The sequence below is a fragment of the Duganella sp. OV510 genome (assembly GCF_900100205.1).
Lineage (GTDB): Bacteria > Pseudomonadota > Gammaproteobacteria > Burkholderiales > Burkholderiaceae_D > Rugamonas.
Genome location: NZ_FNEQ01000004.1, coordinates 357541 through 374633, shown reverse-complemented (window position 1 = coordinate 374633; position 17093 = coordinate 357541). Strand labels below are relative to the sequence as shown.

4 protein-coding genes are annotated in these 17093 nt (G+C 65.4%); 2 read left to right on the top strand and 2 right to left on the bottom strand.

From position 1 onward, the window contains the following. Nucleotides 1-62: 62 nt before the first annotated feature. The gene (locus BLS51_RS13935) at nt 63-1112 is read left to right on the top strand and encodes a serine hydrolase domain-containing protein (RefSeq protein WP_217636477.1); all 1050 of its coding nucleotides are present in this window, start codon (nt 63-65) and stop codon (nt 1110-1112) included. Here the strand turns inward: BLS51_RS13935 and BLS51_RS13930 are convergent. Beyond that, nucleotides 1078-2121, bottom strand: coding sequence for a histone deacetylase family protein (locus BLS51_RS13930; RefSeq protein ID WP_090188901.1), 1044 nt, complete (start codon nt 2119-2121; stop codon nt 1078-1080). The genes BLS51_RS13935 and BLS51_RS13930 overlap by 35 nt on opposite strands. A 14-nt stretch (nt 2122-2135) precedes the next feature. Beyond that, complete coding sequence (gene gshA, locus BLS51_RS13925) at nt 2136-3737, bottom strand: glutamate--cysteine ligase (RefSeq protein WP_090188905.1); 1602 nt, start codon at nt 3735-3737, stop codon at nt 2136-2138. A gap of 242 nt (nt 3738-3979) precedes the next feature. Between gshA and BLS51_RS13920 the strand changes: the two genes are divergently transcribed. Further along, nucleotides 3980-17047 (top strand): Ig-like domain-containing protein, encoded by a 13068-nt coding sequence (locus tag BLS51_RS13920; RefSeq protein WP_175472575.1) that lies wholly within the window; start codon nt 3980-3982, stop codon nt 17045-17047. The last annotated feature ends 46 nt before the right edge of the window (nt 17048-17093 follow it).

Genomic DNA, 17093 nt, shown 5'->3' with positions numbered 1-17093 from the left:
TACAAGACCAGCGGCCTGACGCTGGCATATCATGAGTGCTGTCCTTCACCACGGAGCGCTATATGAAACGTACTTTATTCCTGTTGTTGTTCGCCTCAAGCTGCATCGCTGCCGCATCCCCGCTGGCAGACATGGACGCAGCCATCCGCAAAGGCGATTTCAAACAGATCACCAGCGTCCTGGTTGCGCAGGACGGCAAGCTGGTACACGAGGCGTATTACGACAAGGACGGCGCCGAAAGCTTGCGCAACACGCGCTCGGTCGGCAAGAGCATCACCGGCATGCTGGTCGGGATCGCCATCGACCAGGGCAAGCTGACGGCAGCCACGCCAGTGTTCCCCTTCTTCCCCGAGAAGCATCCGGTACGCTACCCGGACCCGCGCAAGGAAAAGATCAGCGTCGAGGATTTCCTCACCATGAGTTCTCTGCTGGAGTGCGATGACCAGAACCAGATCTCGCGCGGCAACGAGGAATCGATGTACCTGGTCGAGGACTGGACGCAGTTCGCGCTCGACTTGCCAGTGCGCGGTTTTGCCGACTGGGTGCCCAAGCCGCAGGATTCGCCATATGGCCGCGCGTTCTCCTACTGCACCGCCGGTCCGACCATGCTGGGGCCTGTGCTGGAACGCGCCACCGGCGAAAAAATCGATCAGTTTGCGGCACGCTCCCTGTTCGGACCAATAGGCATCACGAAAGTGAAGTGGCAGTACACGCCCACCGGCCCTGCGATGACCGGCGGCGGGGTCGCCTTGCGCAGCCTCGACCTGCTGAAGCTGGGCGAGCTATACCTGAACGGCGGCGCATGGCAGGGCAAGCGCGTGGTGTCGGCCAACTGGGTCAAGCAATCGTTGTCGCCGCACGCGCAGGTCGATGAGAACACCGGGTACGGCTATCTGTGGTGGTTGAAAAAATTTAAACAGGGCGACCAGACTATCAGTGTGGCGATGATGTCGGGCAGCGGCGGCAACAAGGTGGTGCTGATACCTGAACTGCGCGCGGTGGTGGTCATCACCACCACCAACTTCCAGGTGCGCCAGCCGCATGCGATCAGCGAGAAGCTGCTGACCGATTACGTGTTTACAGCGCTGTCTCGAAGCCCTCAAGCACGTTGACCACATTGACGCCCAATTCCTTGACCGCGTAGCCGCCTTCGAAGATGAAGGCGGTGGGCAGGTTGAGCCAGGCGAGGCGTTCGCCGATCTTCAGGTAGTCCGCGCTTTGTAGCGCAAAGCGCGACAGCGGATCGCCGGCAAAGGTATCGACGCCGAGCGACACCACCAGCGCATCCGGCGCGAAGCTGCCGATGCGGATGCAGGCGGTTTCCAGCGCCGAGAACCAGGCCTGCGGGCTGCTGCCGGCCGCCAGCGGCAAGTTCAGATTGAAACCGTGGCCTGCACCTTCGCCGCGCTCGTCGGCGTGGCCCAGATAGAACGGGTATTCGCTGCGCGGGTCGGCGTGGATGGAGATGAACAGCACATCGTCGCGCTGGTAGAAGATGCTTTGCGTGCCGTTGCCGTGGTGGTAGTCGATGTCGATGATGGCGACCTTGCGCGCGCCATCATCCAGCATGTGCTGCGCCGCCAGCGCGGCATTGTTGAGGAAGCAGTAGCCGCCAAAGAAATCGGCGCCGGCATGGTGGCCGGGCGGGCGGCTCAGCACAAAAGCGCCGCGTTCGCCGAGGCGCAGCGCGTGCGCGGCGTTGACGGCGCAATCGGCGCCGGTCTTGGCGGCGGTCCAGGTGCCGGCGGTCAGCGGCGTGCCGCTGTCCATCGAGTACAGTCCCATGCGGGCGGAGAAATCCTCCGGCTCGATATCGCTGCGCAGCGTGCGCACCGGCCATACCGACGGCAAGGCGTCCTTCTTCGCATTGGCCGGGTCCAGCGCCACCCATTCGCTCCAGGCGTTGCGCAGGAAGTGCAGATAGCGCGGCGTGTGGACGCGCTCCAGCGACATCAGCGGCACGCCATGCGGTGTGACAATGCGGCCCAGGCCGCGCCGCCCCAGCTCCGCCAGCACCGAATCCGCACGCTCCGGCTTTTCAAAGCAGGGCACCAGCTCGCCACGGAAGAATTCGTGGCGGCCTTTGTGCTGCGCGTGCAGTTCGTTGTAGAAGGTGAGCATTGGCTTGATGGTACTTAATCGCAGTCCTGGCGCGACTGGCACAGGTTGCTGGCGCGGTAGGCGGCGACGTAATCGTCAAAGTTCGACTGCGGCGCCGCTTCCATCTCGCCTTGCTCGGCCAGCGAGGTGGCGGCCAGGGCATCGAAGTAGCTTGCTTCTTCGGCAGTCGGCGGATGGCTGCGGAAGTAGGCCGCGTGCTGCTCGCTTTGCGCCAGCGCGAAGGCGCTGAACGAATTGCCATGTGCTTCCAGTGCACGCAGCACCTGGGCCGACGGCGTCAGCGTGGCGTCCTGTAGCTTTAGCGACTGTGCTGCCAGTGCGTTGCCGTGCGCCGTGTCGCCGCGCAGTGTATCCAGCAGCTCGGCCACCGGGCGGATGCGCTCCAGCAGTTCGGCGCCCCAGGCCGGCAACGGCACTTCGGCGTCGCCGTTGTGCAGCGTCAGGCCCGGACGGCGGCCTTCCTTGACGGTGCGCGCGAAGTTTTCGGTGTAGCGCGCGCTGTGTTCCGGCGTGATCTGCGGGCTGTCTTCCAGCGCGCAGAACAGCAGGAAGGCGTCGAGGAAACGGCCGGCCTGCTCGCTGATGCCGACCGGCTCGAATGGGTCGACGTCCATGCAGCGCACTTCGATGTACTGCACGCCGCGCGCGCACAGCGCCTGGATCGGCCGCTCGCCGGTCTGGATCACGCGTTTCGGACGGATGGTCGAGTAGTACTCGTTTTCGATCTGCAGCACATTGGTGCTCAGCTGTATCCATTCGCCATCGCGCTTGGTGCCCAGTTCGGCATACGGCGCATAAGGCTGGTTGACCGCGCGGGTCAGCGCCGCGACGTAGCTGTCGAGACAGTTTTCATGCGGACTCAGGCCGGACTGGGCATCGTTCTGGTAGCCCAGGTCGCTCATGCGCAGACTGGTGGCGTAAGGCAGGTACAGCGTGTCGGCCGACAGCGTTTGCAACTTGTGCGGACGGCCGCGCAGGAAGCCGGACGACAGCACCGGCGAGGCGCCGAACAGATACATCAGCAGCCAGCTGTAGCGGCGGAAATTGCGGATGGTGGCCAGGTAGGCTTCCGACTGGTAGGAGCGCGCGGTCAGGCGTTTATCGCCGGGCTCCTGCTCGGCCAGCACACGCCACAGGCGCTCGTCCAGCGAGTAGTTGTAGTGGATGCCGGCGATGCATTGCATGGCCTTGCCATAACGCAGCGCCAGGCCGCGACGATAGACATGCTTCAGCGTGCCCAGGTTGGAGGTGCCATACCAGGCGATCTCGATGTCTTCTTCGGCTGGCAGCTGACATGGCATCGACTGGCTCCACAGCAGCTCGTTGCCCAGCTTGCTGTAGGCGTAGCGGTGGATGCCATCCAGCTTGGCAAGGGTGGTGGCGATATCCTGCTCGGCCGGCGTGATGAACTCCAGCAGCGTCTCAGCGTAGTCGGTGGTGATTTGTGGATGCGTCAGCGCCGAACCCATGGCAGCCGGGTGCGGCGTGTGCGCCAGATGACCCGCACCGTCTACGCGCAGCGTCTCCCGCTCAATGCCTCGCAGCCCGCCAGCCAGCACGGCGCGGTGTTTTTCTTCGGCCAGCAAGGCCAGGCGTCGTGTCAAAAGAGTTGGCAATTTTAAATCCTTTCTGGTGCAGCAAATAAATTATTGGTGCAGAGAGTAACCGAAATTGGCTGAACTCGCCGAAAGGGCGGCAAGAAGAGCATTTTAACAAATGCCGGCGGTTTTCCTGCGTGCGGCAGCGGACTCCGGCATTTGCTATCCGGTACAGAACGTTTGGCAAACGGGAAAATTTTGCGTTCCTTTTGAAGCTACTCATAATCGGGAAACCCCCCGTAAAGATGCGGAGCAGCAACATGAATAAGCAATTGCATACCTACCGTTCGGTTCTGTTCATTGATGCTGGCGTGGCCAACGCCGCCGCACTCGTAGCTGGCGCGGGCGATGATGTATTGGTGGTGAAACTGGTTTCATGGCGCGACGGCGTGGAACAGATCGCCACCGTGCTGCGCCAGCATCAGGATCTGGACAGCGTGCAGATTGTGTCGCACGGCGCGCAGGGCCAGCTGCAACTGGGCAACACCGTGCTGAGCGCCGCCAATCTGGATGCTTATCTTGACGCGCTGCATGAGTGGGGCGCCGCGCTGAGCGATAGCGGCGACCTGCTGTTGTACGGTTGCGACGTTGCCGCCGGCAATACCGGCCTGTCCTTCATCGACAATCTGGCGCTGGCCACCAGCGCCGACGTGGCTGCCTCCACCGACACTACCGGCAGCACGCTGCTGGGCGCCAACTGGGACCTGGAGCAAAGCACCGGCAGCATCGAGGCTGCCAGCCTGCTGTCGGCGCAGGCACAGGAAGCGTATGCGGACACGCTGGCGCTGGTCAACGCCGGCGCCAATGGCACGCTGACCTTTTCCACCAATGCCAATGTCACGCTGATTAACAGCAGCGGCCTGGCCGCCGGCGCCATTGTCAGCGCCACCAACATCCTCGGCACCGGGCTGGATCTGTACACCCAGAGCACCAACGGCGGCGGCGTGCAGGTGGTGAATGTCAACGGCAGCAACCTGATCGGCATTCCGCTCAGCGACGACCGTCTGACCGTCAACGGCTCGCTGCTGTCGCCGGTCAGCTATGTCGACCTGCGTGCCAACAGCGGCGTGTTCGACGCTGTCAGCATCAATCTTGGCAGCGGCAGCCTGTTGGGCAACCTGCTGGGTACGGTCATCTACACCGTGTATGCGCTGGACGCCAATTACCAGCCGACCGGCGTCGGCGTCTCGCTGACCAGCCTGATCATCAATGAATATGGCTTGCTGAATTTCGCCGCGATGGCGGACTTCAAGGGCATCTACGGCATCCGTATCGTCAACCCGCTCGGCTTCGAGGTGGCCATCGACGATTTCACCATCGCCAATTCGCGTGCCGCGCACAGCATCAGTTCGGCTGCCTATAACGCCAACAGCGGCGTGCTGAACCTGACTGCGGTGGGCATCCGCGCCGGCGACGCCATCGATCCGACCAAGCTGACCATCAAGGGCGCCAATGGCGTCACGTACACGCTGACCACGCCGACCGGCAGTGCCAGCAGTACCACGGCGGCGTCGATCACGCTGAACGCGGCCGACAAACTGGCCATCAGTGGCTTGCTGAACAACAACGGCGCAGCCAGCGTTGACGGCACCACGTTCAATATTGCTGCCGCCGCCAACTGGAATGCCAATCTCAGCAACGGTGTTGACGCCAGCACGCCGATTACGGTCAGCAATGTGCAGCTGCCAACCATCACCTCGGCCAGCTACAACGCCACCACCCATGTGCTGACCGTCACCGGCACCAACCTGGTCAGTGTTTCCGGCGCCGGCAACGACGTCACGGTGGCCAAGCTGGGACTGAAGGGCGAGGGCGGCGTCACGCGCCAGCTGAGCACCAGCGGCAACGTCGAGGTGACCAGCGCGACCTCGTTCTCGGTGACCTTGTCGGGTGCCGACATTGCGGCGGTCGAGGCCTTGCTGAACAAGAACGGCACCACCTCGGCCGGCGGCACCACGTATGCGCTGTCGGCGCTGGATGACTGGAACAGTGTCATCGGTAATGCCAACACCTCGGTCAGCGCCGCACTGTTGGTGGTGAACAACACCAGCAACAGCGCGCCGACCATTACCGGCGCCGCCACCGGTGGCGTCAACGACAACGCCACCGTCAAGCCGTTTGCCAATGTGACCGTGGCCGACATCAACGGCGACAACGTCAGCATGACGATCGCCTTCAACAGCGCCAATGGCACGCTGAGCGGCACCGGCTTGTCCGGCAGCAATGGCAGCTACACGCTGAGCGCGGTCACGCCGGCTGCGCTGACCACGGCGCTGAAGGCGCTGACCTTCACGCCAACCAGCAACCAGGCGGCCGTAGGCGTTGGCATCAACACCACCTTCACGCTGACCGCGACCGACGCCAACGGCGCCAGCACCACCAATACCTCGACCGTCATCACCGCCACCTCGGTCAATGATGCGCCGGTGCTGACCGGCACGGCGGCAGCGCAGAACGTCACGGCCGGCGGTACGCTGCATCCGTTCTCCGCCATCACGCTGAGCGATCCCGATGTTGGCGCCCAGGTCATTGTCACGGTCACGCCGGACAGTTCGACCAAGGGCGGGTTCACGCCGGCTTCGCTGAGCGCGTCCGGCTTCGTTACCATCGACGGCGGTGTTACCTATACGCTGTCGGCGGCCGCCCCCGGCGCGGCGCAGGCGGCGTTGCAGCAACTGGTGTTCCAGAGCACGGCCGGCATGAGCGCCACCACCACGTTTACCATCAGCATCAACGATGGCAGCGTCATCGTCAGCAACAGCGCCACCACGGTGGTGTCGGCGACGCCAAGCAGTACCACCGCGCTGACGGTGAAGTTCTCGGCCGATACCGGCATCAGCAGCACCGACCTGATTACCAAGACCGCCGCCCAGACCATCAGCGGCACGCTGAGCGCCGGCCTGGCCAGCGGCGAGAAGGTGGAAGTGTCGCTGGACAACGGCAACAGCTGGGCCACCGCCACCGCCAGCACCGGCAGCAGCAACTGGACGCTGGCCGGACAAACGCTGACCGGCAGCGATGTTGTGCAGGTGCGCGTCAGCAATCCCGGCGGCAGCAGCACGCCGCTGAGTCTCAGTTACACGCTCGACACCAGCCTGCCGACCAACACCGGCAGCACCGTGTCGTTCTCGGCCGACACCGGCGCCAGCTCGACCGACCTGATCACCAGGACCGCCGCGCAGAACACCATCTCCGGCACGCTGACCACGGCACTGGCGTCCGATGAGCGGGTCGAAGTGTCGCTCAACAACGGCAGCACCTGGGTGACCGCCAATACCAGCGCCGGCAGCGCCAACTGGTCGCTGTCCAGCCAGACCCTGACCGGGAGCAACACCTTGCAGGTGCGGGTGGTCGATACCGCCGGCAATATCGGCGCGGCCAGCAGCAGCGCCTATGTGCTGGACACCACCGGCCCGACCGCCTCGCTGAGCAGCAATGTCAGCATATTGAAGAGCGGCGAAGCCGCCACCATCACGCTGACCTTCAGCGAAGCGGTGGATGGCCTGACGCTGACCGACCTGAGCGCAATCGGCGGCACCTTGGGCAACCTGGTGGCAACTGCCAATCCGCGCGTCTACACGGTGCAATTCACGCCGGATAGCGGCGTGCTCGGCCTGGTGGGCGGCGTCTCGCTGGCGGCCAACAGCTACACCGACCTGGCCGGCAACAACGGCGGCGGCGCCAGTTCCGCCGCCATCACCATCAACACGCGCGGGCCGAGCGTAGTGATCACCAGTGATACCGCCACGCTGAAAGGCGGCGAAACGGCAAATATCACCTTCACCTTCAGTTCCGTGCCCAGTGATTTCACCGCTGCCGACATCGTCACCAGCGGTGGCGTTCTCACCGGCCTGACCAACCAGGGCAGCGGCATTTATACGGCGTTGTTCACCCCCGGCGCCAACGTGACCGGTGCAGCCTCGATCACGGTGACCGGCGGCAGCTACTACGATGGCAACGGCCTCGGCGGTGCCGGCGTCTCGCCGGTGATCCTGGTCGATACCAAGGCGCCGACGCTGGCGATTACCAGCAACCTGTCGTCGCTGAAGATTGGCGACAGCGCCACGGTCACCTTCACCTTCAGCGAAGCGCCGCTGGGCTTCATCGATACCGATGTGGTGGTCACCAATGGCACACTCAGCGGCTTGACTGCTACCGTCAATCCGCTGGTGTATACAGCGACGCTGACGCCGGCTCCGGGCGTGGCCAGCGGTTCGGTCAGCATCACCGTGGCCGGCGGCGCCTATACTGATCAGGCCGGCAACAACGGCGGCGCCGGTACTTCGCCTTCGGTCAGCATCGATACCGTGGCGCCCACCACCACCGGTGCCACATTCAGCTTCTCGGCCGATACCGGCGCCAGCAGCACCGACCTGATTACCAAAACCGCCGCGCAAAATATCAGCGGCACGCTGAGCGCGGCGCTGGTCAGTGGCGAAACCGTGCAGGTATCGCTGGACAATGGCAGTACCTGGTTGAACGCCAGCGCCAGTGCCGGCAGCGCCAGCTGGACCTTGAACGGCCGCACGCTGACCGCCAGCGACACCTTGCAGGTACGCGTCAACGATGTCGTCGGCAATCACGGCAGCGCCTTCAGCGCGGCCTATGTGCTGGACACCACCGCGCCAACCGTGGTGGTCGGCAGCAACCTGGGCGCGCTCAAGGCTGGCGAAACGGCCAACCTGACCTTCACCTTCAGCGAAGCGCCAAGCAACTTCAGCGCCGCGTCGCTGACTGTCACCGGTGGCAGCGTCAGCGCGCTGGCGGCCACCGCCAATCCATTGGTCTATACGGCGGTGTTCACGCCAGCCACCGGCCAGACCGGCGTGACCGCCACCGTGCAGGTCAAGGCCAATGGTTACATCGACACCGCCGGCAATGCCGGCCAGGCCAGCCTGGCCACGCCGATCGTCATCAACACCAGCTTGCCATCGCTGGTCATCAGCGCCGATGACACCGCGCTGAAGGCCGGCGAGGTGGCCCACCTGACGTTCACCTTCACCACGCCGCCGACCGACTTCACCGCCGCCGACATCAGCTACAGCAACGGCACGCTGAGCGGCTTTGCCGTCACCGCCAATCCGCTGGTATACACGGCGCAGTTCACGCCGACCGCCGGGCTGGGCGCCGGTAGCACCGGCATCAGCGTCGCCGCCGGCGCGTATGCCGACGCCTTCGGCAATCCCGGCGGTGGCGCCAGCGGCCCCACCATCAGCATCGACACGCTGGCGCCGAGCGTGACAATCAACAGCAATGTGACGGCGGTCAAGGCCGGCGAAACGGCGCTGATCACCTTCACCTTCAGCGAAGCGCCGACCGGCTTCACCGCCAGCGACGTGGTCACCACCGGCGGCACGCTGAACGGCCTGGTGCAGAGCGCCAATCCGCTGGTGTACACCGCCACCTTTACGCCGACCGCCGGCATCCAGGGCAGCAATGCCAGCATCACCATCGGCGCCGGCGCCTTCACTGATGCCGCCGGCAATGCCAATGCCGGCGCCACGCCGACGCCGCCGATCAGCATCGACACGCAGCCGCCAGCCGCCGTCGCCAACACGGTCAGCTTCTCGCATGACAACGGGGTCAGCGCCACCGACCTGGTGACCAGCCTCACCATCCAGGATATCACCGGCACGCTGGCCACGCCGCTGGGCAACGGTGAATTCGTGCAGGTGTCGCTGGATAACGGTCTGAACTGGAGTACCGCCGTAGGCTCCGGTAACGGCTGGAGCCTGTCAGGCGTGACGCTGAGCGCCAGCGACACGCTGAAAGTGCGCGTCGGCGATAGTGCCGGCAATTTTGGCCCGGTGTATGCGACCAGCTATGTGCTGGACAGCACGGCGCCGACGGTCGTCATCAGCAGCAACGTCAACGCGCTCAAGGCTGGCGAGACGGCCATCATCAGCTTCGTCTTCAGCGAGGCGGTGGCTGGCTTCGATCTGAGCGATATCAGCGCCGGCAGCGGCGCGCTGAGCAACCTGGTGGCAACCGCCAATCCGCTGGTGTACACCGCGCTGTACACGCCAAACGACGGCGTCGACAACGTCGGCGACAACATCAGCGTCACCGGCAGCGGCTTTATCGACAAGGCCGGCAACAGCGGCAGCAACGCCAGCTCGCCCGGCATCCAGGTCGACACCCAGGCGCCCGCCAACAGCGGCGATTCCGTCATTTTCTCCAGCGACAGCGGCGCCGCCGACCTGGTGACCAATGTTGCCGCGCAAAACATCAGCGGCACCCTCAGCGCCAATCTGCAGCCCGGCGAGACAGTGGAAGTCTCGCTCAACAATGGCACGACCTGGGTCAGCGCGACGCTGACCGGCGCGGATAGCTGGTCGCTGAACGGGCAGACGCTGTCCAGCGGCGCCGGCCGCAGCGTGCAGGTGCGCGTCAGCGACGACGCCGGCAATCACGGCAGCGTTTACAGCGCCGCCTACACGCTGGATCAGACGCCGCCGACACTGGTGATCAGCTCCAGCAAGGCGGCGCTCAACAGTGCCGACACGCCGCTGATCACCTTCACCTTCAGCGAAGCGCCGGTCGGCTTCAGCGGCAGCAGCATCAGCGCCAGCGGCGGTACGCTGAGCGGGTTTAGCGCCACCGCCAATCCGCTGGTGTACACCGCAGTGTTTACGCCGACGGCCGGGCAGGTGGCTGGCATCGGTGCGATCTCGGTGGCACCGGGCGCTTATACCGACCTGGCCGGCAACAATGGCGCGGGCGCGGCCGTGCCCACCATCACCTATGCGACGGTGGCGCCGGGCGTGTCGATCACCAGCGATATCAGCACCTTGAAAGCGGGCGACGTCGCCAACATCACCTTCAAGTTCAGCAGCGAACCGACCGATTTCGACATGAGCGACATCAGCTTCAGCGGTGGCGTGCTGTCGGGCCTGGCCGTTTCCGCCAATCCGCTGATCTACACGGCAGTATTTACCGCCAGCAATGGCATCGCCAGTGGCAGCGGCACCATCAGCGTCGCCAGCGGTTCCTTCCACGATGTTTCGAACAACCCCGGCGTGGGCGGCGTCATGGCCGCCATCGCGATCGACACGCTGGCGCCGACGCTGAGCATCACCAGCAACGTCACCTCGCTCAACAGCAGCGGTACGGCGCTGATCACCTTCAGCTTCAGCGAAGCGCCGCCGGTGTTCACGCTGGGCGACATCAGCGCCAGCAACGGCACCATCAGCAATCTGGTGCAAACCGCCAATCCGCTGGTGTACACGGCGGTGCTGACGCCAGCCGCCAACGTGACAAGCGGCACAGCGGTGGTCAGCGTGGCGGCCGGCGCCTATGCCGATGCGGCCGGCAACGGCGGCGGCGGCGCCGCCGGCCCATCGATCAATGTCGATACGCTGGCGCCGGCGCTGATCGGCGGCGCCGTGTTGTTCAGCGCCGATACCGGCAGCAGCAGCACCGACCTGATGACCAGGACCGCCACGCAACTGATCACCGGCACGCTGAACGGCGGCACGCTGGTGTCTGGCGACGTGGTCGAGGTGTCGCTCAACAACGGCGTCACCTGGGTCAGCGCCAGCACCTCGGTTGGCGGCAACAGCTGGAGCCTGAGCAATCAGACGCTGAGCGCCGGTAGCGGCAAGATGGTACAGGTGCGCGTCACCGATGGCGCTGGCAACCATGGCGCGGTCGCCAGCTTCGGCTATGTGCTGGACACCACGGCGCCGACCGTCAGCATCAGCAGCGACAGCAGCACGCTGCGCGCCGGCCAGAGCGCCATCATCAGCTTCACCTTCAGCGAGTCGGTGTCCGGTTTCTCCATCGGCGACCTGACTGCCAGCGGCGGCACGCTGAGCGGCTTTGCCAGCACTGCCAACCCGCTGGTCTACACGGTGGTGCTGACACCGACGCCGGGTCTCAACGGCAGCGCCAGCGTCACGCTGCTGAATAATCTGTACACCGATGTGGCGGGCAACAGCGGCAGCGGCGGCAGCTCGCCATCGATCTCCATCGACACGCTGGCGCCGACGCTGCAGATCACCAGCAGCACCAATGCACTGACAACCGGCGGCAGCGCCACCATCACCTTCACCTTCAGCGATGCGCCATCCAGCTTTGCGCTGGGCGATATCAGTGCCGCCAACGGCACGCTAAGCGGGCTGAGCGTCACCAGCAATCCGCTGGTGTACACCGCCACCTTCACGCCCACCGCAGGCGTCGAGAATGTCAGCGGCCTGATCAGCGTGAACGGCACTGTGTACGCCGACCTGGCCGGCAATGCGGGCAGCAACGCCAGCAGCCCGGCGATCAGCATCGACACGCTGGCGCCAACCACCACCGGCGCCTCCGTCAGCTTCTCGGCGGACAATGGCGCCAGCCAGGTCGACCTGGTGACCAATGCCGCGACGCAACTGATCAGTGGCACGCTGGATGCCCCGCTGGTGCTGGGGGAAACGGTGCAGGTTTCACTGAACAACGGCGCCACCTGGCTCACCGCACTGGCGACCGGTGCCAGTTCCTGGGCACTCACACCGCAGGCGCTGGCCGGCAGCGGCACGTTGCAGGTGCGCGTGGTCGACGATGCCGGCAATGCCGGGCCGGCATTTTCGAAGGGATATGTGCTGGACCTGGTGGCGCCGACGCTGAGCGTCAGCAGCAGCGCCACCACGCTGAAGGCTGGCGAAACGGCGACGCTGACCTTTACCTTCAGCGAGGAGCCGGATGGCTTCGCCTTGAACGACCTGAGCCCGGTGAATGGCGCGCTGAGCAGCTTTACCAAGGTCAGCGCGCTGGTCTACACGGTGGTGCTGACGCCAACCGCCAGCCTGTCCGGCGTCGGCGCCGGTGTCAGCATGGTAGCCGGCCGCTACACCGATATTGCCGGCAACCCGGGCGCGGCGGTCAGTTCGCCGCTGATCATCATCGACACGTCGGTACCGGCGCTGACCATCACCAGCAGCAGCCCGGCGCTGAAGATCGGCGAATCGGCCACCATCACCTTCAGCTTCAGTGAACTGCCGGTTGGCTTTACGCTGGGCGACATCAGCATCAGCGGCGGCACGCTGAGCGGCTTCGGCCAGACCGCCAATCCGCTGGTCTACACGGCGGTGTTTACGCCGACGGCCGGGGTGCTGTCGGGCAGCGGCGTCATCACGGTGGCGCCCGGCAGCTTCTCCGACTCGGCTGGCAACGCCGGCACCGTCACGCCGCTGACGCCGATCGGCTACAGCACCCAGGCGCCCGGCACCACCGGCGCCACTGTTGTGTTCTCCAACGATCCAGACCACAACCTGGTGGTCAATTCTGCGCTGCAGACCATCAGCGGTACGCTGACCGCCAACCTGCAGGGGGCCGAAACGGTTGAGGTGTCGCTGGACAATGGCCTTAGCTGGCTCCCTGCCGCCGCTTCACCTGGCAGCGATGCCTGGTCGATCGGCCTGACGCCGCTGGGCGGCAGCGGCGTGCTGCAGGTACGCGTGGTCGACGGCGCCGGCAATCATGGTCCCGCCAGCGCCACCGCCTATGTGCTGGACCTGACGCCGCCGACGGTGTCCATCACCTCCAACGCCGGCGCCAGCATGAAGGCCGCCGATACCGCCACGCTGACGTTCACTTTCAGCGAAGTGCCTTACAACTTCGTCGCCGGCGACGTGGCAGTGACCGGCGGCAGCGTCAGCGGCCTCGTCCAGACCGCCAATCCCCTGGTTTACACCGCGACGTTTACGCCGCAGCCGGGCTACACCGGGCAGGGCACGGTGACCTTGGCCGGCACCAGCTATAACGACCTGGCAGGCAACCTCGGTGTCAGTGGTGCAGTGGTGGTGGCGGCGAATATCGATGCGCTGCCGCCGTCATTGCTCATCAACAGCAGCGTTCCCATGCTGAAGGTGGGCGAGACCGCGCTGATTAGCTTCACTTTCAGCGAAGCGCCGGTGGGCTTTGCGGTCGGCGACGTCAGCGTCTCGGGCGGCACGCTGAGCGCCTTTGGCCAGACCGCCAACCCGCTGGTTTACAGCGCCGTATTCACGCCGACTTCGGGCGTCGCCAGCGGCACCGCCAGCATCAGCGTGGCGCCCAATCTGTACAGCGACCTGGCCGGTAACGGCGGCCTGGGCGGCACCATGGCGGCCATCTCGCTGGCCACGCAAATCCCCGTTCCAATGGCCACCGGCACGCCGTCGTTCTCCAACGACAGCGGCGTCATTGGCGACCTGATCACGTCCAATCCCTCGCAGGTGGTCACCGGCACGCTGTCGGCAACGCTGGGCGGCAATGAGATGGTCCAGGTGTCGTTTGACGATGGTGCTACCTGGAGCCAGGCGACCGTGACCGGCAACAGCTGGAGCATCGCGAAAACGCTGTTGGGCAGCGGCGTGCTGCGCGTGCGCGTGGCCGATACGGCCGGCAATCACAGCGCCGAGACCTTTACACCGTATACGCTGGACCAGTCGCCGCCGTCGGTGACCGTCAGCAGCGGCGCAGTCACGGTGGCGAACGGAACGGCGCCGACGCTGATCACCTTTACCTTCTCGGAAGCGCCGGCCGCGTTCGACAATACTCATGTCAACGTTGGTGGCGGAACGCTGGGGCCGGTGACCGCCACCAACGATCCGAAGGTGTTTACCGCCTACTTCACGCCGACCACCGGCGTGGCGTCCGGCAACGCCTCGATCAACGTGGCTAACTACCGCGACAAGGCCGACAACACTGGCAATAGTGGCGCCATCCCGTCGCTGCAGATCGATACCTTGGCGCCAAGCGCCGCCGCCGGCGGTGTGACGTTCTCCGCCGATAACGGCACCGGGGGCGACCTGATCACCAACACCGGGACGCAGCTCTTGAGCGGCAACCTGAGTGCGCCGCTGGCCGCCGGCGACGTGGTGCAGATTTCGGTCGACAATGGTGTGACCTGGCAGAACCTGTCAAGCAATATCGGCGACAGCAGCTGGAGCGTGACCAAGACGCTCAGCGGCAGCAGCCGCGTGGTGGTGCGGGTGGCCGACGCTGCCGGCAATTTCAGCACCGCCTATTCGGCGCCGTACACCATCGACACCACGCCGCCGACAGCCAGCTTCAGCAGCAATGTCGGCACAGTCGGCCAGGGGGGCGTCGCCACCATCACGCTGACGCTGAGCGATGCGGCGGCGCTGACGTTGGCCGACCTGATCGTCAGCGGCGGCACCGTGAGCGGTTTCAGCGGCAGCGGCACCACCTACACGCTGAAGGTGACGCCGCCCGCCAACAGCACCACGCCGATCACGGTGGTGCTGGGCAGCGGCTTGTTCAGTGACGCCGCCGGCAACACCAATACCAGCAACGCGACGCTGACGGTGCCGGTGAATACCAATGCGGTGCCGGCCAATCCTGGCACGCCATCGACGGTGGACGGCGTGCAGGTGCAGACACAAACCTGGGTCGATGCCAGCACCGGCCTGGCCATGCGCACGGTCAGCGTGCCGACCGTGACCAGCAGCCGGCCGGAAGACAGCAATACCGAGCACGCCAATCTGGCCGACATCCCGATCGGCATTGCTGCCAGCGGCGGCAATCCGGGCACCAGCCTGGTGGTCAGCGTGCCGGTCGGCGTCGGCTTCGAGGCCAGCGGGCCGGCGTCGCTGCTTAGCGGCGCCATGGCCCTGACCGACCTGATCGGCCGCATCGACGACCATACGGCGGCCGGCCAGGCCACCCGCGCGGCCATGGAAGCACAGGCGCGCGAATTCCTGGCCGGGCTGGACAGCGACGTCCAGCTGCAGCACGCCACGCTGAAATTGAACGGCGTGACCGGCACCGCCAATGCGGTGGTGATGGTCGATGGTGCCGACATGCTGACCGAGGGAGGCACTGGTGGCGGCAACACCCAGCACGACACCGTGCCGGGCGACGATACCGCCATCGCACTGGTGATCGACGCCAGCACGCTGCCGCAAGGCATCGGCCTGCAACTGGACGATGTGCATTTCGCCGCCATCATCGGCGCCGCCAGCGTGCAGGGTGGCGCCGGCGAGAACTTTGTCATCGGCGACGGCGAGGCGCAGCGCATCGTGCTGAGCACCGGCGCCGACAACGACACGCTGTACGGCAACGGCGGCGACGACATCCTCGGCACGGCCGGCGGCAACGATTACCTGAACGGCGGTGATGGCCTTGACTGGCTGGCCGGCGGCGGCGGCAACGACCAGCTGCTGGGCGGCGCCGGCAACGATGTGCTGCAAGGCGGTCGCAGCGATGTCGGCCAGTGGCAGTTCTTCCTCAAGGATGGCAAGGTGGTAGCGCAGCACCAGCTGGCGCTGGCTGGCGCCACGGTGATGGAAACCGTCACCGCTGCCGAACTGAATGGCAGTGAGGCGATCCTGAAGTTTGCCGCCACCGATACGGCGCGGCTGGAGACGCTGTCGCTGCTGTACCACGCCGCCTTCGAGCGCGCGCCGGACTTGGTCGGCCTGAACTTCTGGGCTGGCCTGACGCAACTGAGCACGCAGCAACTGGCGGCCGGCTTCCTGGTGGTGCCGGAAGCCGCCCAGGGACTGATGAAGATGAGCAACCACGACTATGTGGCGACGCTGCTGGAGAATGCGCTGGGCGTCAAGCCGGCCGAATCGGCGTTGAGCGCATGGGTGGCCAAGCTGGACGCGGCGGCGCCGGGCGACCTGTCGGCGCGCGCCGGCGTGCTGGCCGAGATCGCCGTCACCAGCGAGCACCGCGCCGCCTGGACCAGCGGCAGCGACGGCATGGCGCTGGGCGGCGAACTGCTGAACCAGGAGCAGGGCTGGATCGGCAATTCCGGCGATGATCGCCTGGACGGTGGCGCCGGCTCCGACCGGCTGGTGGGCGGCGACGGCATCGATACCGTGATCTACAGCGGCGCGGCGGCCGGCTACAAGCTGGCGCTGAACACCAACGGCGAGGTGATGATCGGCGAGCCGGACGGCGCATTGGACACCATCCTGCAAATCGAGCGGGGCGAGTTCAACGGCGTCACGCTGGACCTCGGCTTCACCCAGGCCGGTGCGGCCACCTTGCAGGAAATCGGCATGCTGTACCACCTGACGCTGGGCCGCTCGGGCGACTTCCCCGGCTTCCAGTTCTGGGTCAACAGCGGCCTGCACGGCAGCGCGTTGGCCAGCAGCTTCATGGCCGCAGCGGAGTTCCAGCAGCAGTACAACGGCCTGGGTGACGCCGAATTCATCACCATGCTGTACCAGCACACGCTGGCACAGGCGCCGTCGGCCGGCACGCTGGCGCAGTGGGACGCCTATCTTGATACGCACAGCCGCGCCGACCTGGTGGTGCAGCTGGCCACCGATGTCACGCTGGTGGGTAGCCAGTATGACAGTGGCAGCCTGAGCCTCATCGGTAGCTTGTAACATGCCATTATGGCAAAAGAGAAAAAGCTTTTGCCAGATGGCGGAG